The 23176-nt window shown below is 37.4% G+C and carries 26 protein-coding genes; 7 read left to right on the top strand and 19 right to left on the bottom strand.

From position 1 onward, the window contains the following. The first annotated feature begins 305 nt into the window (after positions 1-305). Complete coding sequence (locus tag AC1FXP_RS06985) at positions 306-695, top strand: DUF7147 family protein (protein WP_480059754.1); 390 nt, start codon at positions 306-308, stop codon at positions 693-695. Between the two features lie 96 nt (positions 696-791). Here AC1FXP_RS06985 and AC1FXP_RS06980 read toward each other — a convergent pair whose 3' ends face one another. From AC1FXP_RS06980 to AC1FXP_RS06970, 3 genes are all read right to left on the bottom strand, one after another. Then, positions 792-1853: an MFS transporter gene (locus AC1FXP_RS06980; protein WP_480059752.1), complete on the bottom strand. Its 1062-nt coding sequence runs from the start codon at positions 1851-1853 to the stop codon at positions 792-794. Between the two features lie 58 nt (positions 1854-1911). Beyond that, entirely contained in the window at positions 1912-2034 is a 123-nt protein-coding gene (locus AC1FXP_RS06975) for a hypothetical protein (protein ID WP_480059750.1), read from the bottom strand. Positions 2035-2230: 196 nt separating this feature from the next. Next, complete coding sequence (locus tag AC1FXP_RS06970; RefSeq protein ID WP_332632217.1) at positions 2231-2509, bottom strand: YlbG family protein; 279 nt, start codon at positions 2507-2509, stop codon at positions 2231-2233. A 140-nt stretch (positions 2510-2649) separates the two neighbouring features. On the opposite strand from AC1FXP_RS06970, the gene AC1FXP_RS06965 reads away from it, so the two are divergent. Then, entirely contained in the window at positions 2650-2967 is a 318-nt protein-coding gene (locus AC1FXP_RS06965) for a hypothetical protein (RefSeq protein ID WP_480059748.1), read from the top strand. A gap of 70 nt (positions 2968-3037) precedes the next feature. On the opposite strand, the gene AC1FXP_RS06960 is transcribed toward AC1FXP_RS06965, so the two are convergent. Together AC1FXP_RS06960 and uvsE are read right to left on the bottom strand one after the other, a co-directional pair. Beyond that, positions 3038-3478 (bottom strand): YlbF/YmcA family competence regulator, encoded by a 441-nt coding sequence (locus tag AC1FXP_RS06960; RefSeq protein ID WP_480059746.1) that lies wholly within the window; start codon positions 3476-3478, stop codon positions 3038-3040. A gap of 41 nt (positions 3479-3519) precedes the next feature. Beyond that, entirely contained in the window at positions 3520-4509 is a 990-nt protein-coding gene (uvsE, locus tag AC1FXP_RS06955) for a UV DNA damage repair endonuclease UvsE (protein WP_480059744.1), read from the bottom strand. Positions 4510-4583: 74 nt separating this feature from the next. Between uvsE and AC1FXP_RS06950 the strand changes: the two genes are divergently transcribed. Further along, positions 4584-5357: an ATP-grasp domain-containing protein gene (locus tag AC1FXP_RS06950; protein ID WP_480059742.1), complete on the top strand. Its 774-nt coding sequence runs from the start codon at positions 4584-4586 to the stop codon at positions 5355-5357. On the opposite strand, the gene AC1FXP_RS06945 is transcribed toward AC1FXP_RS06950, so the two are convergent. From AC1FXP_RS06945 to AC1FXP_RS06930, 4 genes are all read right to left on the bottom strand, one after another. Further along, positions 5344-5790, bottom strand: a complete 447-nt coding sequence (locus tag AC1FXP_RS06945) for a hypothetical protein (protein ID WP_480059740.1) — start codon at positions 5788-5790, stop codon at positions 5344-5346. The two genes, AC1FXP_RS06950 and AC1FXP_RS06945, sit on opposite strands and share 14 nt — an antisense overlap. Positions 5791-5885: 95 nt before the next feature. Then, positions 5886-6149, bottom strand: a complete 264-nt coding sequence (locus AC1FXP_RS06940) for a YlbE-like family protein (protein WP_480059738.1) — start codon at positions 6147-6149, stop codon at positions 5886-5888. Positions 6150-6174: 25 nt separating this feature from the next. Further along, complete coding sequence (locus AC1FXP_RS06935; protein ID WP_480059736.1) at positions 6175-6603, bottom strand: YlbD family protein; 429 nt, start codon at positions 6601-6603, stop codon at positions 6175-6177. Positions 6604-6789: 186 nt separating this feature from the next. Continuing rightward, positions 6790-7854 carry a CAP domain-containing protein gene (locus AC1FXP_RS06930; RefSeq protein ID WP_480059734.1) on the bottom strand — a complete coding sequence of 355 codons (1065 nt, stop codon included), beginning with the start codon at positions 7852-7854 and terminating at the stop codon, positions 6790-6792. 273 nt (positions 7855-8127) lie between these two features. Here AC1FXP_RS06930 and AC1FXP_RS06925 point away from each other — a divergent pair, with 273 nt between their 5' ends. Next, positions 8128-8478, top strand: a complete 351-nt coding sequence (locus AC1FXP_RS06925) for a YugN family protein (RefSeq protein WP_480059732.1) — start codon at positions 8128-8130, stop codon at positions 8476-8478. 31 nt (positions 8479-8509) lie between these two features. Here AC1FXP_RS06925 and AC1FXP_RS06920 read toward each other — a convergent pair whose 3' ends face one another. After that, positions 8510-8956 carry a TcaA NTF2-like domain-containing protein gene (locus AC1FXP_RS06920; RefSeq protein WP_480059730.1) on the bottom strand — a complete coding sequence of 149 codons (447 nt, stop codon included), beginning with the start codon at positions 8954-8956 and terminating at the stop codon, positions 8510-8512. Between the two features lie 170 nt (positions 8957-9126). Between AC1FXP_RS06920 and ytvI the strand changes: the two genes are divergently transcribed. Beyond that, complete coding sequence (ytvI, locus tag AC1FXP_RS06915; RefSeq protein ID WP_480059728.1) at positions 9127-10185, top strand: sporulation integral membrane protein YtvI; 1059 nt, start codon at positions 9127-9129, stop codon at positions 10183-10185. 50 nt (positions 10186-10235) lie between these two features. Here the strand turns inward: ytvI and AC1FXP_RS06910 are convergent, their stop codons facing one another. The 6 genes from AC1FXP_RS06910 to cyoE form a co-directional block, all read right to left on the bottom strand. Then, positions 10236-10796: a DUF420 domain-containing protein gene (locus AC1FXP_RS06910; protein WP_480059726.1), complete on the bottom strand. Its 561-nt coding sequence runs from the start codon at positions 10794-10796 to the stop codon at positions 10236-10238. A 221-nt stretch (positions 10797-11017) separates the two neighbouring features. Continuing rightward, positions 11018-11362, bottom strand: coding sequence for a cytochrome C oxidase subunit IV family protein (locus tag AC1FXP_RS06905; protein ID WP_480059724.1), 345 nt, complete (start codon positions 11360-11362; stop codon positions 11018-11020). Positions 11363-11375: 13 nt separating this feature from the next. Beyond that, complete coding sequence (locus tag AC1FXP_RS06900; RefSeq protein WP_480059722.1) at positions 11376-11990, bottom strand: cytochrome (ubi)quinol oxidase subunit III; 615 nt, start codon at positions 11988-11990, stop codon at positions 11376-11378. 3 nt (positions 11991-11993) lie between these two features. Further along, positions 11994-13862, bottom strand: a complete 1869-nt coding sequence (gene ctaD, locus AC1FXP_RS06895; RefSeq protein WP_480059720.1) for a cytochrome c oxidase subunit I — start codon at positions 13860-13862, stop codon at positions 11994-11996. A 27-nt stretch (positions 13863-13889) separates the two neighbouring features. Then, the gene (gene coxB / locus AC1FXP_RS06890; RefSeq protein WP_480059718.1) at positions 13890-14918 is read right to left on the bottom strand and encodes a cytochrome c oxidase subunit II; all 1029 of its coding nucleotides are present in this window, start codon (positions 14916-14918) and stop codon (positions 13890-13892) included. A 111-nt stretch (positions 14919-15029) separates the two neighbouring features. Further along, positions 15030-15965, bottom strand: a complete 936-nt coding sequence (gene cyoE, locus AC1FXP_RS06885; RefSeq protein WP_480059716.1) for a heme o synthase — start codon at positions 15963-15965, stop codon at positions 15030-15032. A gap of 297 nt (positions 15966-16262) precedes the next feature. Here cyoE and AC1FXP_RS06880 point away from each other — a divergent pair, with 297 nt between their 5' ends. Next, positions 16263-17162: a COX15/CtaA family protein gene (locus AC1FXP_RS06880; RefSeq protein ID WP_480059714.1), complete on the top strand. Its 900-nt coding sequence runs from the start codon at positions 16263-16265 to the stop codon at positions 17160-17162. A gap of 202 nt (positions 17163-17364) precedes the next feature. Here AC1FXP_RS06880 and pyc read toward each other — a convergent pair whose 3' ends face one another. The 3 genes from pyc to glsA all read right to left on the bottom strand — a co-directional run bounded on the left by pyc (position 17365) and on the right by glsA (position 22404). Next, the gene (gene pyc, locus AC1FXP_RS06875) at positions 17365-20811 is read right to left on the bottom strand and encodes a pyruvate carboxylase (protein ID WP_480059712.1); all 3447 of its coding nucleotides are present in this window, start codon (positions 20809-20811) and stop codon (positions 17365-17367) included. 282 nt (positions 20812-21093) lie between these two features. Beyond that, a complete protein-coding gene (locus tag AC1FXP_RS06870; RefSeq protein WP_250095249.1) occupies positions 21094-21375 on the bottom strand; it encodes an Fpa/YlaN family protein in 282 nt (93 codons plus the stop codon). A gap of 99 nt (positions 21376-21474) precedes the next feature. Further along, complete coding sequence (gene glsA, locus AC1FXP_RS06865; protein WP_480059710.1) at positions 21475-22404, bottom strand: glutaminase A; 930 nt, start codon at positions 22402-22404, stop codon at positions 21475-21477. A gap of 216 nt (positions 22405-22620) precedes the next feature. Here glsA and AC1FXP_RS06860 point away from each other — a divergent pair, with 216 nt between their 5' ends. Then, on the top strand, positions 22621-23136 hold the full coding sequence (locus tag AC1FXP_RS06860) for a peptidyl-prolyl cis-trans isomerase (protein WP_480059708.1): 516 nt from the start codon (positions 22621-22623) through the stop codon (positions 23134-23136). The last annotated feature ends 40 nt before the right edge of the window (positions 23137-23176 follow it).

Genomic DNA, 23176 nt, shown 5'->3' with positions numbered 1-23176 from the left:
AATAAATCAGAAGAAAAATCTAGACAAAATATGTGAAATTTTTCTATTCCTGCACGTATGGAAAATTGAAACTCGGGTCATACTTCAAATAGTAGCACTTATTGTGTTGCTACAACCGCGGAGAAGGCTTACGTTTCCCCATAAGTTCTTCCTCCGGTTTCTCCTCTCCCATAGCCTCATGGCATACATAAGTATGTGTATGGGCACCTCGCAAGGATTCCTTGCGAGGATTTTTTTTGCTCGACATGTTCCGTGAATCATGCTACATTTTCATTCATACATACTTAAGAAAGAGGTCATTAATCATGATTCAACGATTTATTCTGTTAGGAGAAGGGTACAATGATTTATATGAATTGTTAGAACTCGCAAGGTCGAACCGATCTAGAATTCATATGCTTTTACGTCTCGATACAGTATATGAGAAAAAAGAGAAAAGCTCGCTCGTTCTCATCTTAAAACCTGCTTCTCCCGGTAAGATGATGCCCTTGTATTTATGCTTAGAAGGAATTCATAATCCCGAAATCCAATCATCTAAACGCTATCGATTATTCGAGCAATTATCTCAAGAATTAGATAGGTCTATTTATAGATTAAAAGTGAAATCTTCTCATGAATTTGAGGATGTGGAGCTATATTATCAATACCTTATTGGAGTTCTTCGAATGAACCGATATATTCCCCCGCTTAACTAAAGAAATTATTATACGTAGCCATAGTAAGAACTCTTGTTCATGACAACCCGTTATACGGAATCCTCTTATTCCATTAAACGGGTCTTTCTTTCTAGATTAAGGATGTGATGGTGCATTATCTGCTTCTTTTCTTAATTTCTCTTTATAGAAAACTTTATTGGCATTGGGCAATACTTTTATTTTCACAATCATAACATTAATAAGTAGAACAAGTGCGCAAACAAAAAATAATCCTCTAATCCCTACTGCTGTTACAACGAGACCACCTAGTATTGGTCCTAGCATCGTTCCAAGATACATAGCACTATTTGAAAAACCATAAGTCCTGCTTTCCATACCCTCTGGTGCATGTAGACGAATTAGTGTATTTACAGCAGGTAATAACCCACCTAAACATAAACCAATAAGAAAACGTAAGCATATTAATTGCCAAATATCAGTTACAAATGCTTGCGGAATTGAAAATAATGCTACTCCAAGCATGGAATAGATTAAAACATGTTGCGCACCTTTCTTATCACTTAATTTTCCTAATTGCGGTGAAGTTAGCATATTGGCAAAACCCATCACCGAAATAGCTAGACCTGCATAGAAAGCAACCGTTTCAGGAGACGTTAACTCTTCTACAAACAATGATAATAGAGGGTTAACTCCCATGACAGCAAATTGTATTAAGAAAATTACAACATAAAGTGATAGAACTGGCTTCTTTTTTGTGATGAACTTGAATTCAGCAATTGTACTTGATTTCTTTTGTGTCTTAACTGGAGAGAATTTCTCTTGGACAAAGAAGAGGACAACAAATGTAGCGAGTAGAATACACAATCCAGTTATAAAAAAAACGACACGAAATCCAAAAGCTTGGGCTAATACACCCCCAATTAGCGGACCGCAAATAACCCCAGAAACTGATCCTGATTGTAAAAGACCTAATGCATACCCCACGCGATCTTTAGGCGTATTTGCCGACACAAGTCCGATTGATGCTGGAATAAATCCAGAAACTACACCATTTAATAGCCGTAGAAGAAGTAAGGTAACTGGACCCGTTGCAAAACCTGTTAAACTTACAAACAATGCCATCCCGAATCCCGACCGTAAAATCATCATTTTACGGCCATACTTATCCCCCATCCTCCCCCAAAAAGGAGAAAACAAAAAGGCCGTTAAGAAGTTTGCACAAAAAATAACTCCTGCCCAAATACTTAAAGTGTCTTTAGTTCGTAACGCCTAACTCTTGCAAATAAAGGGGGAGAAAAGGAATAATCATTGTCATAGCACTAATCACAATAAACTGACTAATCACTAAAATCCATAAATTCCGTTTCCAACTTACCATAGCTACACTTCCTTTTTATCCTTCCTCTATTATAAATTTCGATTACCAAAACAATCAACTTCCATTATGCATCTTATGTACGCCTATGACTTTACTTTCTAAATAAAAGATCTCTCTATCTCCCGTTTTTATCCAATTATGTGAAAATAAAAAACGACTCCGTATAAGCCGCATACAGCTCCTATACAGAATCGCTTTAAATTCCCATTTTATAATCATATTCTTTTGCTTTATCCGGTTTTGCGTTTTGAAATTCCGTCTCGATAAAAGGACGCATCGAAGGTTTCACATCACGTACAAAGGGGAATGCTTGTAATTTCTTGATTGTCTCATCAACTTTTTCTTGATCACAATAAAAAACAACATATTTCATTTTTTTTGAAACATAATGGACATTACCAAACCGTCGAAGTTGTCTAGCAAATTTAAGTGACGTTAGCCAAACTGCCACTCCTTGCCGCTTTGAACCTAGCATAAATTTGTTCTCCTCCTAAAGAGTATACTTTAAATTAGTCTAGCATGTTCGTAACGTTCCAGCAATAGATGTAGTTGTCAAAATTAAACATGAAGATTATCTTAGTACTAACAAACTTTCATTTTTGAGGGGGGATGAAAATGAATCTCGAATTAATATGGACTTCATTTATAAAAAAGTTACAACAAGACGAATGCATTAAATCAATTCAGAGAAAGAAGTTTGGCGGTCTCCCATTTATTTATATTGACTTAAAAAAAACAATCAGTAAACCTCAGTTAGATAACCTGCTCACACGCTCCTCTAAAGAAGCAATGCAAGGAAAACGTCTCACTTGTGACATCTCTTTTGTTCGGATGCAACACAAAGCATTTGTTTACCACATTCGCTTTAAAGTGCCTCAAGAAAAACTTTTCTGTTGTGGAAACGGATGTACGGATTGTGTACGTTTCAAATAAGAAAAGCCGCGCATGCAATCTTTTCTTCTCTCTAAAACGAGGGGGAAGCTGACGCTTCCCCCTCTCGTTTTTAACTGCAGCCACAACCACCGCCTGTACTACATCCACCACTACATGACATATTGTCAAAAAATGGATTACCAGTTGGGACCTTTATCGTATGTGAAACAGCTCTAGCAACAATCTCGCTAATTTCATTCAAAAGAGATTCTAGCTCACGTTCTGCCTTCTTGAAAACAGTAACGGTTTCAGATAAATCAACCTCACGTTTCACTTGCCTAATATCTTTTGAAACTTTATCGTAATCTGGGTGGTATTTCCCAAAACGTTGTACTTCTTCATATTGTTCCTTTAGTTGATTAAACTTGTGAATTCTCTCTTGCGCATTAGAGTCTGCTTGCAGCTCTTTCTTTGCTATCATATATTGCTGATATACATCAGACTTTATAATTGCTTGACCAAGTTCACTAGCTTCGTCAATCAACTCGTATGTTGAAATAGTTGCGAGCATACTCACACCTCCTAGCAATCATTATAACATGTCTTTATCAATTAAGATAATCGTGTGCTATTGATCGTAATAGAAGAAGGATTCTGAACTTGTATACTATTTATTTGAGATAATTCTTCGTATAACTTTAATAGAGCTTTATCTTTTTGTTTTGCTTCGATCATAACATCCACTTGATCAACCGTACCTGATATTAATTGCAAAAAATCATAGAACCTTTGAACATCGATAAAATCATGATGCTTTCTATCAGCTTTTCCATCTTTCGGACTTGAAATATGGATTTTAATTGGCAAAGGACTATGTTTCCACGTCTGCACGACTCGCTCCCACAATGCAAGAAGATCTGTTGACTCATGTAACACATCAAAATGGTGGAGATCAAGGATAACAGGTATATGTAACTTTTCTCCTATGTATAATACATCTTCAAGAGGATAATTCACATCATCATTTTCTAACATAATCATCTCCTGAATGACTCTTGGAATCTTTGCAAAGTTTTCAATGAATTGTTCTAACCCCTCTTCTCTTCCAGCTTTCTTACCACCAATATGTAAAACACAACGATGAAAATGAGAGAACCCCATTCCCTTTATTAATTTATAATGCATAATAAGTGTACGTAATGATTGTTGTAATATTTCTTTAGAATTATTATTTAGCACGACAAAATGATCAGGATGAAAATCGACTCTCATGTTTTCTTGCTGTATAAATTCACCTATCTCTTTTAATAATGGTGCTAATGCTTTTTCATATCTCCATCCTTCGGTTAACGGATGATTTGCAAGTGGAACGAGACGAGATGATAAACGAAAAAAAGAAATTTCGTGAGCTTTATTGTGCTTTAACAATCGAAAGCAATTGTTTAAATTGGATGCAGCAATCCGTTCTAACCTTCGAATCCCAGCTTCATGGTCTGAAATTTTCTCAAATTGCCTCACCGTCATTGTTTGAGAAGGAGAAGCATTTGAGAGCATCACACTCATTGCTACATACCCTAGACGAACCTTATAAGTTTTATCCATGATTGACTTCCCCCCTGACTTTGTCTATAATTCATTCGTCTTGTTTAATTGTATAAAGAAGGTGAGTCGAATAAATGAAGATTGTAACATTTAACCCATTTCGAACAATTGGTATGCCTGGCATCCAGTATGTGAAGCCTGAGCATATGTTCGACGAACGTGAAAAAATTGCTGATGCAGACGTATGTCTGTTTCCTGAGAACTGGCAAGTAAATGCACTTGTGTACGGTATGAAAAAAGCCATTTTTCCAAGTATTCAATCCATTCAAATGGGCTTTAATAAAATTGAAGTAACCCGTGCTCTATGGAGTGTATGCCCTGACCATGTTCCGCGAACGGTGATTTTAGGTCGTAATCACGATAATATTAATCGGGTTTTCGCAGAATTCCCTTTTCCTTTTGTCGCAAAAGAAATCCGTAATTCAATGGGCAAAGGTGTATTTTTAATTGAGAATCATAAGCAATTTAATGAATATGCCGAAAACAATCCATATTTCTACGTACAGGAGTACTTACCAATTGACCGAGACTTACGTGTTTGCTTTGTAGGAGATGATGTCGTATTAGCTTATTGGCGAATCAATGATCGTAATACTTTCCGAAACAATGTAGCGCAAGGTGGCCGCATTTCTTTTGAGGATATTCCTGAAGAAGCACTTGACCTTGTTCGAACAACGGCTAGAAATTTAGGTGTCAACCATGCTGGTTTTGATGTCATTTCCGTTGGTGGAAAATATTATTTCCTTGAATTTAATACTCTTTTTGGTAATCAAGGTTTTCAACAATTAGGAGTATCGATTGAACAAACAATCTATAATTATCTACAAAAAACAGTTAATCCATCGTAACTACAAATGTCTCTTCAAGTTCATAAGGCGAACGGTCATTTTTAACAACAACGACTCGTATTTCATATTCACCTGAAGGAATGTCCTCAATGAGAAAGGCTGATTCATAAATAGTATCAACATGCTCATCGTTAATATAAAGCCGGATATGCCCTTCTCCATCTTGATGAAGGGCCCCGGCTTTTTCTTCATTAAACGAAAAGTGATTAACAAAACACTCTACAAACAAATCATTTTGCCTAACTTCATGATAGACTTGTAATTCTCTTTTTCCACCTATTTGTACTCGAATAACGCCCGTATTTTGCAAAGGAACGATATGTAAACCTTTAAGGTCGTTTTTTTCAGCGATGGCTGCATTTGCGCTCACAATTGGTGAGAAGATTGAGATTAGAAAAAGAACACACAAAAAAATAGTTGCAGATTTCAACATTTTCCTTCTCCTCCTATATTTTGTCACCTTTATCCTCTCACTTTCTTAGACCTTCTATTCGTTCGCTTCTAGCCATAAAAAAATAGACCTGTCATCTATTGGACAGGCCCTTGTGAATCACCAGCAGTTGATTGACCCATTTTTAACATTTCCATCATCATCATAACAAGTCCAAGAGAATTTTGAACCCTTTCTACCCGTTGAGGGAGTGTACGTCCGTAAAACTGATTTGCCTCCTTTTCTAGGGCTGGAATTTGACTCGGATCTCTTGATAATTTACGATACCAATTAGGATGCTGCCTTATATATTGGCGTAGTTCAGGGCGCTCATAGAGCATTTGTTGAACTTCAGCTCTCACACTAATCTCCTCCTATACCAATCATTTAGTCACGCCGGAATGAAAATGGATGGTCATGTTGCCTTTGATTTGGCGGATTAGAAGGCTTCTGAAATGATTGAATGACATTTTGAACATTAGACAGTACCGAACTAAATTGCGTAAGGTGGTGCTGAAGGTCATCGACATTCATGCGTTTGATAAGTCCCATAATCTGTCCAAGGGTATCACTTGCACTTTTTGATGACTTTTCATTCTCTAGATTTTCTTCAGTTTCTGCCTTCGCAACATTATCAGGAGTCGTGTTTCCATAATTTCCCCATTGCTCATGTTCACTTCCTAATACGCTCCATTCTTCAAAAAGCTCTTGAAGCGTTTTTCTTTTTTCTTTTACTTCCTGCAGTAAGTGTGGGTGAGACTTCATGAATTGTTTAAATTCTTCAACAGAAGGATGCAAACCCTGTCTAGATCCCATCTCCTTCGTCCTCCTTTGTCTATTCTTTATAATAGTTTACACAGGTGCCCAGTCCAATGTTCGCGAAAATCAAGAAGCTAAACTATTTGTTGTTTGCTACAATATGGGAAACCCCAAAAAAAATGAGTCATTACCTCTTTAAAAGTATAAAAGGAGCACGTTCTCTTCCCATAGCATTTACAGTTGCTAAGGTGTCAAGAAATTCTGGGTATAGTGCTCTCTAAATACCCCTACGCCCAAGTGCGTAAATTCTTCGTGCAGCAGGTTTAAACGATGCCCTTCACTATTTAACCATCCTTCTACTGAAGCCAAACCATCAACATATTTAGCCGCAATATTTTCCCCGGCTAACATAAAGGGAATACCTCCGCGGTCAAACCTATCCGATACTTCACCGTAGTTAGGTGATGTGTGTGAGAAATACTCATTCTCACTCATATCTTTACTGTGTAAATAAGCAACTCTAGACACACCTTCTTCCCATTCAAATGGCTCCAAGCCATGTCTTGACCGAATAATATTCGTAAAGTCAAAAATTTGTTTTGCATTTCCTTCTTCAATCCGATCCCACTGATCCTTTGAATAAGTTGGGCGTTCTGGAGGCGTTCCTCGGTAGGATACAGAATAAGGTCTCTGTCTTATGAGAACATCCTTTTCTAGAATACGCATACTCGATAATTCATCTGTATACGTGTCAAAATAAAATTGAACCCATACATCTTCAACCTGACCAAGTGGCCTCATCTTTAAATCTTCATTTGTTAATTCAAATTGATACATTCCTCCATCACTCGACGTTACATCTACTTTTTCTTTAAATTCTAATAACTCATTTATTTCATGATACGTCTGCCCTAAAGAAAGTGATTCTCCTCGTATGTTACCTGTTAGAAAGACTGTAACAACCTCCCCCTTTTCTATCCCTATTTGCATATAGGAATTATTGGATGATGGATAAATCCACCAGTCATACCCGTATGCCGATAAGTCGATGCGCGTCGGTTCACCAAATTCATTTTTTATCTCTTCATCTGTCAAACCTATAAAACGCTCATGGTCTGCAAAAGATATTGAATATTCTTCCTCTGTTTCTGTTACGATTGAGGAAACTTCCTCAGCAGCTAACGTCTCTTCCTCATAAGTCTCTGTCTGTTGAAACCACTCTGAAATTTGATCCTCATAAACTTTCTCAAAAAGGACGATGGAAACAAAAAGCAAAATAGTTCCTGCTATCATGTATTTTTTCTTCATATATTCCCCTCTCTCTCAAATCAAAAAAGATCTTGTATTCAATTGTTAACAACAAATGTAATAGTCACACACTCTTTAATATCCTTTACAAAAAATTCGCAATGGACCTTGTCATATCCTTTCACTAACTATGTAAGGTTGTGTCGCTTCCAACACCAATACTGTCGAAGAAATTTTATCCATAAAACATTCATGATTAATTGATTGCAACTGAAGAGTTTTCATACTATCATAAGTAGAGTACATATTTGATGAATTGGAGGCGCATTCGTAGTGAAATTTGAACATATTGAACTTGCAGACAAAGAATTAAAATTTGAAACACTTCGTTACGCTGCAGAATCAATTGGCTTTATTCATGCTGGGCAATGGGATTATCAACGAGTAACATTTGATTACAAAATTGTAAATCAAGGAGATATCTACTACCTTCGTGTTCCTGCATATGCAGTAAAAGGAGATATTCCTAAAGACGACACAATTGTTAAGCTTATGACACCAATGCTTGGCAAACACTATTATCCTCATGGTGTTGAATATGAAGGAGAAACATTCCCACAGCCAATTATTGATAAGTGTAATAAAAAACTTGAGTTACTATTAAAAAACATCGATGCAAACTAAAAATAAGACAACGAGGCACTCCCTCGTTGTCTTATTTTCTTTCTTTTATCGTTACGATCCGAAAAGAGTCATCTCCGCCACGAACGAGTTCAAAGCGTAATTCCCTAGAAATCTCCTTCTCTTCACCATGCTCGTACAATGTCACCACTTCGTCAACATCAGCATGAATTTCGCCAATTTCATCTTCATAAACTGCTTGTACATCAAAATGATCCAACTCTTTTGTTGAGCGCTCTCCGTGTAAATCACTCGTATATCGCCTTAAGGAGTGATAGAAACTATTATTTGTAATTAAATAAGGCTCTAACTTGTTGAAATCACCAGTATTAACTGACTCAATCATATTCTCCTTGTATGAGCGTAAAAAATCAGCAATCTCATCGGCTTGTTCACCTTCAAGTAACGTTAATTCTTCAGGCTCTGAACCACATGCTGTTAAGGTTATTAACAACATGATATAGATACATAACTTTTGCATTCAAACTCTCCTTGTTTCCCTATTTTTTATCTTCGAATGATTATAACATAGAATATGAAGCAAGCAGTAGCGATTAAAAATGACGACTTTAGGAAATTAAGTCATTAACCTGTTCATCTGTTTAGGTTCGTAATATAATAAAGATAGCATTACGAGAGAGGAGTCTCACATTGGCAGCACTTATGACAAAAAAGACGTTAATAATCATAATAACCATTCTTGCCGTTTTACTTGTAGCTTATTTTATCTTACCTGTATCAATCCCACTTATTGCGGCTTTTGTAACAGCACTTATTTTGACACCTGCTGTCACTGCGTTACATAAACGAGCAAAAATAAAGAGAAATATAGCTGTAATGATTGTGTTTACTTTATTTGTTTTCTTTATTGGACTAGCTGGCTACTATATTACAACCCAAGCAGTCACTCAAGGGACACAAATTGTAGAAAACTTCCCGCAATACATTAATGATCTTAATCGCGCTTGGCTTAATTTTCAGCGAGGACTAGAAGAGGAATATGAAAATCTCCCACCAGATCTCGTTCATGAAATTAATGTTCAAGTAACCCATACATTAAATTCAATCCGAACAACAATTGGTGAACGAAATCTTATTAATGACTTAGCTTCGATTATAACGAGCATTCCAGGCTATTTAGTTACATTTATTGTTTATTTAATTGCTTTATTCTTGTTTATGCTTGAACTACCTTCACTGAAAGATAAGGCTTTTACTTATTTATCAGACCGTACTAAAGATAAAGTGAATTTTATGACCTCAAGGTTAACATTTGTAATTTGGGGATTTTTCAAAGCACAATTTTTAGTGAGTATTATCATTTTTATTGTTTCTTTAATAGGACTGCTACTAATCGTGCCAGAATACGCGTTGCTAATGGCTTTTATCATTTGGTTAATAGACTTTATTCCCTTAATCGGATCCATTGCCATTTTAGCTCCATGGGCCATTTTTCAATTTATTGCAGGCAATACTACTATAGGAACTCAGCTGTTAATCTTAGCCGCTGTATTACTCATTATCCGCCGAACTGTCGAACCAAAAGTAATGGGCCAACAAATAGGCTTGTCACCTCTAGCTACATTAATTGCGATGTATTTAGGTCTTATGTTATTTGGCGTTATGGGGTTTGTTATTGGACCACTTCTTGTTATCGCCTTTACTTCAGCAAAAGAAGCTGGAATTATTAAATTAAATATTAAGATCTAACATTAGAAAAAGACGGAAAAAAACTTGGTCACCATCGTGACCAAGTTTTTTTAATAATATGGTGAAATCATAATATAAACGAGAACACCAGTTAAGCTTACATATAACCATAAAGGCATTGTCCACCTAGCAATCTTACGGTGTCGCTCATTTTCCATATTCCACGCACGAGCAACAGATGTTAGAGCAAGTGGGACAATCACTGCAGCTAAAATAATATGCGTAATTAATATAAAATAATAGATTCCAGCCATGACCCCAGTCCCTCCATATGGAGTAGAAGCGGATAAGAAGTGATGGGCTACATATGTGACAAGAAAAAGAGTTGTTGTTATAAAAGCTGCATAAATAAAACGACGATGGATAACTACATTTTTCTTCATAATCGCAATTAATGCCGCAAGCAAAAATAAGAATGTAAAGCTATTCAAAATGGCATTCATCAATGGAAGAATCTTCACATCAAATGCATTGAAATTTTCAACTCCAGGTAAACCTGCAAGTAGTACTACTAACCCATTAATTAAAATCGTAATGATGATAATAGCAGGTTTATAATTACGTTTACGATGAGTTTGACCTATAACCCCTTGATTATGTTGATCGTTCATTTAATCACGCCTTCTTCTAGTTTTCATACGTGTTCATTATACAACAAAAAATCGACCCTATACCATGATCTCTCTTTACAATATCATGAACAAAACAAGTTAGAACCCATAATAAAGATAAGGCACTGCGAAGGTGAAACACCAATTTTCAGTGCCCTCATAACTAGCCCCTTACCTAAAAAAGAGGTGATTCTATCACTAGAATCACCTCTTACTTTCATTTAGTATTTTGTAATACCAATTAGCAACATTAATGCTGCAATCGTTGGAATTGTTACAAAGATTCCAGAAATCATAAACGCAGTTGCCCAACCGTGATCCTTATCTTTCAAGTGCATAAAGAATATCAACTGAAGTGCAAGTTGTACTAATGCTAAAAGTAGAATAAACGGTATCGCAAATGAACGCGGAATTATATCTGCTCCGACAGCTAAAAACGAAATGATTGTTAAGAAAATCATTAACGCAAAAACAACAATCTGTTTACGAATTTCTTTACTCGTTTGACGTTTTTCTTCTTCTGTCATTGCACTTTTCTCAAATGGTGTACTTAAGTTATCTGCCATGTACTAGCCCCCCTTATAATACTCCCATAAGATATACAACCGTGAAGATAAATACCCACACGACATCAATGAAGTGCCAGTATAAACTTGCTAAATAAAACTTAGGAGCATTCGTTAATGTAATACCACTCTTATTGTAGCGAATAAGTAGGACAGTAATCCAGCACAAACCGAATGCAACGTGTGCACCATGCAATCCAACAAGTGAGAAGAAAGATGAAGCAAACGCACTTGTTGTAAAGCCTAAGCCATGATGTACATACTCATAGAATTCATAAATCTCGAAACCTAAGAATGCAAGACCTAGTAAGACGGTAATCCACATCCAAATTTTAAATGTGCCGAATTTATTTTTCTTCATCGCAAACATTGCTAAAACACTCGTTAAACTACTAGTTAAAAGTATCATTGTCATAACAAAGACAAGTGGTAAGTGAAACATTTCTTGTGACGTAGGACCATCGGCAACGCCGTTACGAAGCGCTAAATATGTTCCAAAAAAAGTTGCAAATAAAATCGTTTCGCCGCCAAGGAAGAACCAGAAACCGAGAAACTTGTTTTTACCTTCTAGTGTCGCTCTCTCCGGATGTGAAGGAAGCCCTTTGGAAGTATCTACATGACCCGCCATTTCTTAGTTTCCTCCTTTCTTAAGATCCGCTTTTACTTGCTCAACAGGAACATAATAACCATGATCCTCTTTTACTGAGCGAACAAACATTGCACCAAATGTGATTACTAAACCACCAATGACAACAATCCACGGATTCATAATTGGGTTTTCCATATTCATCATAATGAAACCAAATCCAGCAAAGAACAAACCAATTGAGATAATCAGAGGCAAGATTGAACCATTCGGCATATGAATAGCTTGAACTGGTTCAGCTGGCTTCATTGTTCCATCACCATGAACTTTTTCGTAGAACACAGGATCTAATGAGCGAACTTGCGGTGTTTGTGCAAAGTTATACTCTGGTACTGGGGTAGGCACTGCCCACTCAAGTGTACGAGCATCCCATGGATCGGCAACTGTAACACGCTCACCTTTTAATGCTGAATAGATAACATTAATCACGAGTAGGATCACACCTGCTGACATGAAGAATGTTCCAATTGTACTAATAAAGTTAAATGTATCAAGCCCTTGGTCGCCAAGGTATGTGTAAACACGACGCGGCATTCCCATAAGACCCAATAAGTGTTGAACAAAGAACGTTAAATGGAATCCAATATAGAATACCCAAAAGAAAAGCTTTCCAAGTGTTTCATTTAACATATGTCCAAACATTTTTGGATACCAATAGAAAAGACCAGCAAATAATGCCAATACGATACCACCAACGATAATATAGTGGAAGTGAGCAACAACAAAGTACGTATCATGGTAAAGGTAGTCAACTGGTGCCATAGCAAGCATAACCCCTGTTACCCCACCAAGTACGAAAGTTGGAACGAATGAAGAGGCAAAAAGCATTGCTGTATTAAACGTAATTTTTCCGCCCCACATTGTAAATAGCCAGTTAAAGATTTTAATACCAGTCGGAACAGCAATCGTCATCGTTGCAATCGCAAAGATTGAGTTTGCTACAGGTCCCATACCTACAGTAAACATATGGTGAGCCCAAACCATGAATCCTAAGAAAGCGATAAGTATTGTTGCAAATACCATTGCAGAATAACCGAAAAGACGCTTTCTTGAAAACGCTGGAATAACCTCAGAAATAATACCAAAAGCCGGTAAAACTAGAATATATACTTCTGGGTGACCGAAAATCCAGAAAATATGTTGCCATAAAACAACATTACCACCCATATTCGGAATAAAGAACTGTGCATCAAATATACGATCTAACATTAATAGTGCAAGACCAGCAGCAAGTGGTGTAAAAGCAAATAAAATTAATGTCGATGAAATGAATGATGACCAAACAAATAATGGTAGGCGCATCATCGTCATTCCAGGTGCACGCATATTAATAATTGTTACTAGGAAGTTAATTGCAGAAACTAATGTTCCAATCCCTGAAACCTGTAAACCTAGTACGTAGAAGTCGAGTCCTACTCCTGCATAATCTCGACTTGAAAGTGGTACATATGCAGTCCAACCTGCATCTGGTCCCCCACCAAAAAACCAACTCATACTAAGTAACAAACCACCTGATAAGAAAATCCAGAATCCAAGTGCGTTTACAAATGGGAATGCAACGTCACGAGCTCCAATTTGTAATGGTATGACATAGTTCATAAATGCAAATAATAACGGTGTGGCAGCTAAGAATAGCATGATCGTACCATGCATCGTGATGAACTCATTAAATGTTTGACCACTTAAGAAATTCATCTCTGGATACATGAGCTGGATACGCATAAATAGCGCCATCACACCAGCTTTTACAAAGAAAAGCGTCCCTGCAATCAAATACATGATTCCAAGCTTTTTATGGTCAACCGTTGTTAACCAATCCCAAATAACGCTTTTTTCCTGTTTTTGTGCAGCCAAAGGGTTTACCTCCTTTTAAATCAATTTTTAATTGTTTTGTACGTCTAGAGAACGAAGGTAAGCAATAAGCGCTTCCATATCTTCATCGCTCATATCTGGAAATGCTGGCATGTTATTGCCTTGTTTTAAAGCCTCAGGATCACGAATCCAAGCTTCTAAGTTTTCATCGTTGTTTTCTAAGTATCCCGCAACAACTTCACGATTTGCAAAGTCTGATAGAGCAGGCCCTGTAGCTGAACCCATGCCGCCTACTGCGTGACAGCCAATACAGCTAGCTTCGAAAACATCTCTTCCTTGTTGAGCTAATGTTTCTGTAGGCTCTTCTACTTCTGCTTGCATTCCTTCAACCCAAGCATCATATTCATCTCGCTCAAGTGCAATAAGTTTAAAGTCCATTAAAGCATGTGAAGGTCCACAAAGCTCAGCACATTTTCCTTTGTAAACACCTGGCTCATCAGCTTCTAGCCACATATGGTTCGTAATACCTGGAACCGTATCAAGCTTACCAGCTAAAGCAGGTACCCAGAATGAATGCAAAACGTCTTGAGCATGTAATTCGAAGATTACTTTTTCTCCTACTGGTATGTATACTTCTTGACCAGCAGTAAAGCCTTCATCTTCATAATCAAATTGCCACCAGAATTGGTGCCCCGTTACTTTAATATAGACTGTATCGTCGCCGATCTCTGGATCAGGCTCTACATCAGCTAACATAAATTGTCCAGTAATTGTTGGAACAGCTAAAATTGTTAACAAGATAATTGGGATAACAGTCCATGTAATTTCTAGTGCCGTATTACCGTGTACTTGCTTTGGAATCTCATCGTCTCCAGGAGCACGACGGTACTTTGCAAGAATAATGAAAAAGATTGCGAATACGACAATCGTCACTAAGGCCATGATGTACAACGATAATAACATGTTGTCAAATAACCATTGTGATTGTGGTCCCTTTGGATCAAGGGCAGTTAAGTTCGTCTCTCCCAAACAACCCGTTAAAACAAACACGAGTAATGAAAGAGGTAGAAAACGCCATGCAGTTTTCCAAAGTTTCATCTGACAATCCAACCTCACTTTCGTTACGTAGTTAAAACTACAATTAAGATATATATCTACAGTCATTATTCATTTTAATATCTTCAAATAGTAATAGAGATATCTGCATTATTAAATATGAACAATAACCATAAGAACAAAGAGAATAGTTAAATAGTTGAGCGAGTATACAAACATCAATCTTGCCCATTTTATATCATCTTTCATTTTAAAACCAGCAAATCCTAACACAATCCATCCTAAACCGAGTATCGTTGCTACAACTGTATACACAATGCCAAATGGATAAAGCATAAGTGAAACTGGTAGTAAAGCAATCACATAAACAACCATTTGTCGTTTTGTCACTTCAAACCCTGCAACAACTGGTAACATAGGAATTCCTGCTGCACGATATTCTTCCACGCGCTTCATTGCAAGAGCTAGGAAATGTGGCGGTTGCCAAAAGAACATAATAAAAAACAAAACCCAAGCAAATGTGTGTAAACTTCCATCAATGGCTGCCCAACCAATTAGCGGCGGTACAGCTCCAGAAAAGCTACCAACAATTGTGTTTAGCGTTGTAGTACGCTTTGTCCACATTGTATATAAAACAACATATATAAATAATCCAATTAACCCGATGACAGCAGCTGTTGCTGTCGTTAGGGCTAAAAAGCCTAAACCGATAGCTGCTTGGATTAATCCAACTAATAATACATGGTTAGCAGAAAAACGCCCTGTAACCGTTGGACGATCCTTCGTTCGTTCCATAATGTGATCGATATCTCGATCAATGTAATTATTTAACGTACAACCACCTGCCATGACAAGCGCTGCACCAATTAGTGCAAAGAACATTGTTGCTAAATGTGATCCTAATCCTACTCCTGTATAAACAGCCGCTAAATATATCCCGGCAAATGTAGTAATCAAATTTGACGTAACAATCCCTTGCTTCGCAAGTACTAGATAGTCCTTCCATGACCTTTGCTGACTAACAGCAACTGATGAATCAGGACTAGGTATAACCTTTGATGAGTCCAGCACAGTATTAGTCTTATTCATCAATTCTTCACCCCCTTTGTAGAGTCAACCAAATCGAGCACTTTCGTAAACAATAAATATAGGAAAAAAATTAATTAGAAGTGCTACAAGTCACATTATATCTTAAAATCTATTTAGTTTCATTAAAATCATGAGTTTCACATTATCTTCACATTTAGCGACGTCCATAAAAAATTCACTCTAGTAAAATTGACTTTTTTCTCGTTTGTTTTTAAGATCAATGAGGGAGCTTTAAAGTTTTCCCTTGCTAACTCTAGCATATATCTTAACAATTTTATAGAAGGAAAGGTGAATTGAATGCATAAAAGATTAAAAATCTACGGCATTCTGACCTCAATAGGCCTACTCATTGTCCTACTTCAAGGTGCACTTGTTACAAAGACGGGATCGGGAGAAGGATGCGGTGCAACATGGCCTTTATGTTTTGGAGAGGTGATCCCTGTCAATCCTGCTATTGAAACGATCATAGAATATAGTCATAGAATTGTTTCTGGTTTAGTAGGTGCGCTGGTCATTATACTTGCCATCTGGTCGTGGAAGCAGCTAAAGCATGTGAGAGAAACGAAATTTATGGCTATTACTGCCGTCGCTATGATTATTTTTCAAGGTTTACTTGGTGCAGGAGCCGTTGTCTTTGGTCAATCTAAAGCAATATTAGCTCTCCATTTTGGTATTTCAGCAGTATCGCTTGCCTCAGTCGTTCTCTTAACAATTTTAGCTTTTGAAGATGGAAAGCCTAAACAGATAGCCCCTAAAGTAACAAAGGGATATAAAGCATTTTTCTTCTTTGTTATCACATATTGTTACGCCGTTATTTACACTGGTGCATATGTGAAGCACACTGATTCAGCTTTAGCTTGTGCTGGATTCCCTTTATGTAATGGAATGTTATTCCCTGGACTAACCGGACCAATAGGAGTGCAATTTTTGCATAGGGTAGCAGGAATAACGTTGGCGATTTTGTTGCTTATTCTTATGATGTGGACAATTAGCATTTTTCGAAATGAGTTAGTGCTCGTTTGGACAAGCATCATTGCCTTTATTCTTATTATTTTACAAATGATTACTGGAATTTCAGTTGTATTTACTCAGAACGAAATCTTATCAATAGGTCTTCTGCATGCATTAATCATTTCGATCTTATTTTCTAACTTAGCTTATATGGCAATGGTCTTACTCCGTAAACCAACAAAATAAACCTGAAAAAATGACAGCATTTCTGAGGGCACTAAAAAAGGCGGTTTTCCCCTTTTTTAGTGCCCTCTTTCAGTGGCTTCCATTCTCGCTGTCATTTTTTCATTTATTGCCCAGTTTAAATAATTTTATACGTCTTTAAATGACCTTTTTATCAAAAAAAGCTGATCTACCCTTATACGAATGGGTAGACCAACTATTCTTATTATGCTAATTCAATTAATAAATCTCCCGTTAAAATTGGATCTCCATCATTTACATAGACATCCTTAACAACACCATCAAATTGAGCTTGAACTGTTGTTTCCATTTTCATCGCTTCTGTAATCATTAAATGATCACCTTTTTTCACTTTATCTCCTTTTGTAACCAGCGCCTTAACAACCGTTCCAGGCATTGAAGCTCCAATTTGATTTGGGTTATCCTTATCTACTTTTGGTCGTGAAACAGAACTCGTTTGAACATTTACATCTTTTATCATAACTTCACGAGGCTGCCCATTTAGCTCGAAGTAAACTATACGTGTCCCGTCTTCTTTTGGCTTTGAAATGGAAACCAGTTTCACTATTAATGTTTTCCCTTTCTCAATTTCCACTTCAATCTCTTCACCTAAACGCAAGCCGTAGAAGAATGTAGGTGTATCTAGAACAGAAATATCTCCAAACTGTTGACGGAACTGCTCAAATTCCATAAATACTTTCGGATAGATGGCATATGAAAGCAAATCGTGACTTGTTACTTGACGATTCAACTTTTTAAACAGAGATTCTTTCATCTCTTGGAAGTTTACCGGTTCCATTGTTTCACCAGGTCTTCCCTCAATTGGCTTTCTTCCTTTTAAAATGATCTCTTGAAGCTGTTTAGGAAAACCTTGATACGGTTGACCTAATTGACCTTGGAAGAGTTCTACAACTGAATCAGGGAAATCAAGCTTTTCCCCTATCTCATACACATCTTCTTCCGTTAAGTTATTTTGAACCATATAAAGTGCCATATCCCCAACAACCTTAGAAGAAGGTGTTACTTTTACAACATCACCGAACATGTCATTGACCGTTCTGTACATCTTTTTAACTTCATTCCAACGTGCACCAAGCCCAACCGCTTTTGCTTGTTGTTGAAGATTACTATATTGGCCACCTGGCATTTCATGCTCATAAACTTCCGTATGAGGTGCATTCATTCCGCTTTCAAAACCAGCATAGTATTTGCGGGTATAATCCCAAAATTCGGCTAGTTTCTCTAGGGACTTAACATCGACATTTGGCTGACGATCAGAACCGCTTAGCGCATAATATAAACTATTTGCACTAGGCTGTGATGTAAGACCTGCCATTGAACTTACAGCAACATCAACAATGTCAACCCCTGCTTCAATGGCACGTGCATAAGTAAATAGACCATTGCCGCTTGTATCATGAGTATGCAAATGAATTGGAATATCTATTGTACTTTTTAACTCTGTCACAAGCTGATATGCAGCTTCTGGCTTAAGCAATCCTGCCATATCTTTAATGCCAAGAATATGTGCACCAGACTGCTCTAATTCTTTAGCTAAGTTTTTATAATACGTTAAATCATATTTCGATCTAGAAGGATCTAAAATATCGCCAGTATAACACATTGAGGCTTCAGCAATTTTTCCGCTCTTGCGCACGGAATCGATCGCAAGCGTCATCCCTTTTACCCAGTTTAAGCTGTCAAAGATACGGAATACATCTATACCAGCATCTGCTGATTGCTCAACAAACTCCTCAATTACATTATCAGGATAATTGGTATACCCGACAGCATTCGATGCACGAAGTAGCATTTGGAACAAAACATTAGGTGCTTGTTTTCTCAGAGTGATCAAGCGTTCCCACGGATCCTCGTGCAAAAAGCGCATCGTTACATCAAACGTTGCTCCACCCCACATTTCAAGTGAGAATAAATTCGGAAGCATACGTGCAGTTGGCTCAGCAATTTGTTTCAAATCATGAGTACGTACTCTTGTAGCAAGTAATGATTGATGTGCATCGCGGAATGTTGTATCCGTAAGCAATACTTCTTTCTGGTTTTTCACCCAGTTAGCTAAGCCCTCAGGACCTTCTTTATCTAAGATTTGCTTCGTCCCATCTACAATAGGATCTGAATATTTTAGTTTAGGAACTGGCGCTTTATCCAAAACTGGCTTCTTTGTACTTTCAAGACCAGGATATCCATTGACGATCGTCTCACCGATGAACGAGAGCATTTTCGTGCCTCGGTCTTTTCTTTTCGGAAAGACAAAAAGCTCAGGTGTCGTATCTATGAACGATGTGTTGTACTCACCATTTAGAAATTGTGGGTGTTGAACAACATTTTCTAAAAACGCTATATTCGTTTTAATACCACGAATACGAAACTCTCTTAAATTTCGTAACATTTTAGCTGCAGCACTTTCAAATGTAAGAGCCCACGTTGATACTTTGACTAAAAGAGAATCATAATACGGTGTAATAATTGCTCCTTGGAAACCATTTCCTGCATCTAACCTTACCCCAAATCCTCCACCTGAACGGTAAGCATTAATACGTCCTGTGTCCGGCATAAAACCATTGCTTGGGTCTTCTGTAGTCACACGTGATTGAATCGCATATCCACTATAAACAATTTTCTCTTGATCAGGGATACCAAGCTTTGATCCGTGAAGGTGTTCACCATCTGCAATTAATAATTGTGACTGGACGATATCTACGCCTGTAACCATTTCCGTGATTGTGTGTTCTACTTGAACACGAGGATTTACCTCAATAAAATAGAACTCTCCTGAATCCGTTACAAGAAATTCCACTGTTCCTGCGTTCACATAATGAATATTTTCCATAAGTTGAACTGCTGCATCACAAATATCTTTACGAACATCTTCAGGTAAAGAAACGCTAGGGGCGATTTCAACAACCTTTTGATGTCGACGTTGGACTGAGCAGTCTCTTTCGTATAAGTGAACAATGTTTCCATGTTTATCTGCTAGTATTTGGACCTCAATATGTTTAGGGTTTTCAATAAATTTCTCAACATAAACTTCATCATTGCCGAAAGCGGATTTAGCTTCTGACTTTGCGCGATCATAGGACTCTTTTAAATCTTTCTCATTACGCACAATCCGCATCCCACGCCCACCGCCGCCAAGCGATGCTTTAATAATAAATGGAAAACCATGCTGATTAGCAAAAACTTGCACATCCTCTACACTATGTACAGGACCATCACTTCCAGGGATAACAGGAAGGTTGGCTTTTAACGCTTGTTCACGCGCTTGAACTTTATCTCCAAACATCACTAAGTGCTCAAGCTCTGGACCAATAAAGATTATCCCTTCTTCCTTGCACCTTGTTGCAAAATCAATATTTTCAGATAAAAATCCATAACCAGGGTGGATCGCATCAACATCATGTAACTTAGCTACTTCGATAATTCCTTCAATGTCTAAGTAGGCCTCAATTGGCTTCTTTCCTTCACCAACTAAATACGCCTCATCTGCTTTGTAACGATGATAGGCACCCGAGTCCTCTTTTGAGTAAATGGCAACTGTCCGGATATGTAACTCCGTACAAGCTCGAAAAATACGAATCGCTATTTCCCCACGATTAGCGACAAGTACTTTTTTAATGTTTGTTAATCCGTTCATTTTTTCAACCCCTCTTCCTTCTCCTAAATTTGACTTTCCCCATTGCACGATGGTTCTTCTCCCTATCTTCTACAAAATGAGTGAGCCATTGTCATTACTGATCTCCAGCTTTATCCTAGTATAGATAATAGGGGATTCCCTTGGCAATCATTTTTTAAAGCCTCCTCAAGAAATATGAGGGCACAGAAAAAGTGAAAGGCGACCTTTTTCATCCCCCTAGAAAATAAGCGCTTTCTTTTTGGGTAAAAATAAAGATCAAGCTATTATATAATAGCTTGATCTTTATTTTCTCACAGATGCCTCATGTAAGTCATCTAATTTACGCTGTAATTCTCCTAAAATCTGTTTGCCATGTTCCTCATTGACTAGACCCAAACGTACAGCAAAGTCAATTTCCCTTGACAGTCCAAACATTTGTGTATCAAGAACCTCTTCATAGAGAGGACATTGGGGCATCGTTAAATTCTCCAACTGCACTTCAATAAGCTGGCGAATTTTATCCGCATCTGATTTCAGAAGGGCAAATGCTTTTTCTTTATCTCCAGTCACCATTTCTGCTGACATGTTGATCCCCTCCTTTATTGAATTTACCTTGTCTTAATAGTATCTTTTTCAAAAGAAAATTGCAACGATTTTCACAACAAAGGACTGGTTTATAACTTGCTAAAATATACTTAGATGATACTTGGCTGATAGCAATTCTAACAGTTTCATTCCTGCAATACTATTGCCTTTTTCATCTAGCGCCGGACCATACAGGCCGATTCCAATCCCCCCAGGAACCGCACCAACAATTCCCCCAGACACTCCACTTTTTGCTGGAATGCCAACACGTATAGCAAATTCACCCGAAGCATTATACATACCACAAGTAACCATAAAAGTTTTCACTAATCTTGCTATTTCAAATGGTATAATGGAATAATTTTCATCTGGATGTTCCCCTTGATGAGCTAAAGAATAGCCAATCTTTGCTAAATCTTCACAATCAACTTCTATCGCACATTGCTTTGTATAAAAATCGAGTAACACATCTATTTCACCTGATATAACCCCATGTTGCTTCATAAAATATGCTAACGATCTGTTCAAGTCAGCCGTCTCAAATTCTGACTTTGCCACTTCTTGATTATACGTAATTTGACTATTTCCACTTAATTCTCTAACAAATTGTATAAGTCTCTCCAATTTTTCTTCATTAGAGCTACCATTTATTAGAGAACTAACAGCAAGAGCACCTGCATTAATCATTGGATTTAAAGGCTTTGACGGAATGTGCGATTCTAATTTTGCTATTGAATTAAACGGATCTCCTGTCGGTTCCATTCCCACCTTGCTAAACACAACATCCTCTCCATGGTCCATTAATGCTAGTGCTAACGTGAGGACTTTCGAGATACTTTGTAATGTGAAAGGTTTATGATGTTCTCCTTCACTAAAACACGTCTCATTTCCATCAAATATCGCCACACCAACATCGTCACGATTGGCTTTTGATAAAGCTGGAATATAATCAGCTACTTTGCCGCGCTTTGTGTAACTCTTTACTTGTTCAATCATTTCCGTTAGATCCTTCCCATAATGACAAACCACGAAAATCCCACCTCACCTATAAGTATGTACTTCATATCCTTTACCAAAAGTGACAAAAACATTGAAACACTTTATACTTTAAGAGGTTGTTCTAAAGTTAGAGCAATAGAGCAAAGCCGCTCCATTATTATTACGATACATTACTTTTTTTAAAGATGGGGCACTACATAAGAGCTCTAATACAGCTTAAAAGAAATTGTTATAGGAGGGGACAATATGCAAGAGTTTGTTTTTTTTATTGAAGGAGAAGTTGGACACCCATTAACGATCGATCCCACTGTATGGATCTTTGATGAAAGAAAGGTAGATCTCGATACATATTTTGAAGAAATAAAAACAAAAGACGATGAGGAAACGGCATACAAAAAAGCCATTTCGGCTCAATGGGATAAAGAAATTACAGAAGGCTCAGCTCCGCCCCGGCCTAATAGTAATGGAAATGAAATTAGGTACGAAAAGCAAAAGTTAATTAACGGTTCTTTCGGGATGCCTCTCAAACCATTTATTGTTAACGCAGAACCTCTAGAAGGGGTAACCAATGTGGAAATAACGGAAAAAAACGGCACCCAACATGTAGTAACCCTAGCGGATGTCTTATCTGGCATTGTTGGATTCTCCCATAAAGGACAGCCACTGCGCGAAGATGGCCCTATCCATTTTTATTATGGAGATGGTTCAAATCAAACAAGCCAAATTAAAAATGTATGTAAGTTCACTCTCCAGAAGGGGTGACTCCCAAAATCGCACTGCAGCGAACAATTGCCACTGCAGT

Source organism: Halalkalibacter sp. HAAS-P013 (assembly GCF_056619925.1).
The sequence above is the reverse complement of the archived record's forward strand: the minus strand, read 5'-3'. Positions and strand labels throughout refer to the sequence as shown.

Coding starts and splice junctions, on each gene's coding strand:
- AC1FXP_RS06985 (WP_480059754.1), top strand. CDS start 306: ATGATTCAACGATTTATTCTGTTAGGAGAAGGGTACAATGATTTATAT.
- AC1FXP_RS06975 (WP_480059750.1), bottom strand. CDS start 2,034: ATGGTAAGTTGGAAACGGAATTTATGGATTTTAGTGATTAGTCAGTTT.
- AC1FXP_RS06970 (WP_332632217.1), bottom strand. CDS start 2,509: ATGCTAGGTTCAAAGCGGCAAGGAGTGGCAGTTTGGCTAACGTCACTT.
- AC1FXP_RS06965 (WP_480059748.1), top strand. CDS start 2,650: ATGAATCTCGAATTAATATGGACTTCATTTATAAAAAAGTTACAACAA.
- AC1FXP_RS06960 (WP_480059746.1), bottom strand. CDS start 3,478: ATGCTCGCAACTATTTCAACATACGAGTTGATTGACGAAGCTAGTGAA.
- uvsE (WP_480059744.1), bottom strand. CDS start 4,509: ATGGATAAAACTTATAAGGTTCGTCTAGGGTATGTAGCAATGAGTGTG.
- AC1FXP_RS06950 (WP_480059742.1), top strand. CDS start 4,584: ATGAAGATTGTAACATTTAACCCATTTCGAACAATTGGTATGCCTGGC.
- AC1FXP_RS06945 (WP_480059740.1), bottom strand. CDS start 5,790: ATGTTGAAATCTGCAACTATTTTTTTGTGTGTTCTTTTTCTAATCTCA.
- AC1FXP_RS06935 (WP_480059736.1), bottom strand. CDS start 6,603: ATGGGATCTAGACAGGGTTTGCATCCTTCTGTTGAAGAATTTAAACAA.
- AC1FXP_RS06930 (WP_480059734.1), bottom strand. CDS start 7,854: ATGAAGAAAAAATACATGATAGCAGGAACTATTTTGCTTTTTGTTTCC.
- AC1FXP_RS06920 (WP_480059730.1), bottom strand. CDS start 8,956: ATGCAAAAGTTATGTATCTATATCATGTTGTTAATAACCTTAACAGCA.
- AC1FXP_RS06910 (WP_480059726.1), bottom strand. CDS start 10,796: ATGAACGATCAACATAATCAAGGGGTTATAGGTCAAACTCATCGTAAA.
- AC1FXP_RS06905 (WP_480059724.1), bottom strand. CDS start 11,362: ATGGCAGATAACTTAAGTACACCATTTGAGAAAAGTGCAATGACAGAA.
- AC1FXP_RS06900 (WP_480059722.1), bottom strand. CDS start 11,990: ATGGCGGGTCATGTAGATACTTCCAAAGGGCTTCCTTCACATCCGGAG.
- coxB (WP_480059718.1), bottom strand. CDS start 14,918: ATGAAACTTTGGAAAACTGCATGGCGTTTTCTACCTCTTTCATTACTC.
- cyoE (WP_480059716.1), bottom strand. CDS start 15,965: ATGAATAAGACTAATACTGTGCTGGACTCATCAAAGGTTATACCTAGT.
- AC1FXP_RS06880 (WP_480059714.1), top strand. CDS start 16,263: ATGCATAAAAGATTAAAAATCTACGGCATTCTGACCTCAATAGGCCTA.
- pyc (WP_480059712.1), bottom strand. CDS start 20,811: ATGAACGGATTAACAAACATTAAAAAAGTACTTGTCGCTAATCGTGGG.
- AC1FXP_RS06870 (WP_250095249.1), bottom strand. CDS start 21,375: ATGTCAGCAGAAATGGTGACTGGAGATAAAGAAAAAGCATTTGCCCTT.
- AC1FXP_RS06860 (WP_480059708.1), top strand. CDS start 22,621: ATGCAAGAGTTTGTTTTTTTTATTGAAGGAGAAGTTGGACACCCATTA.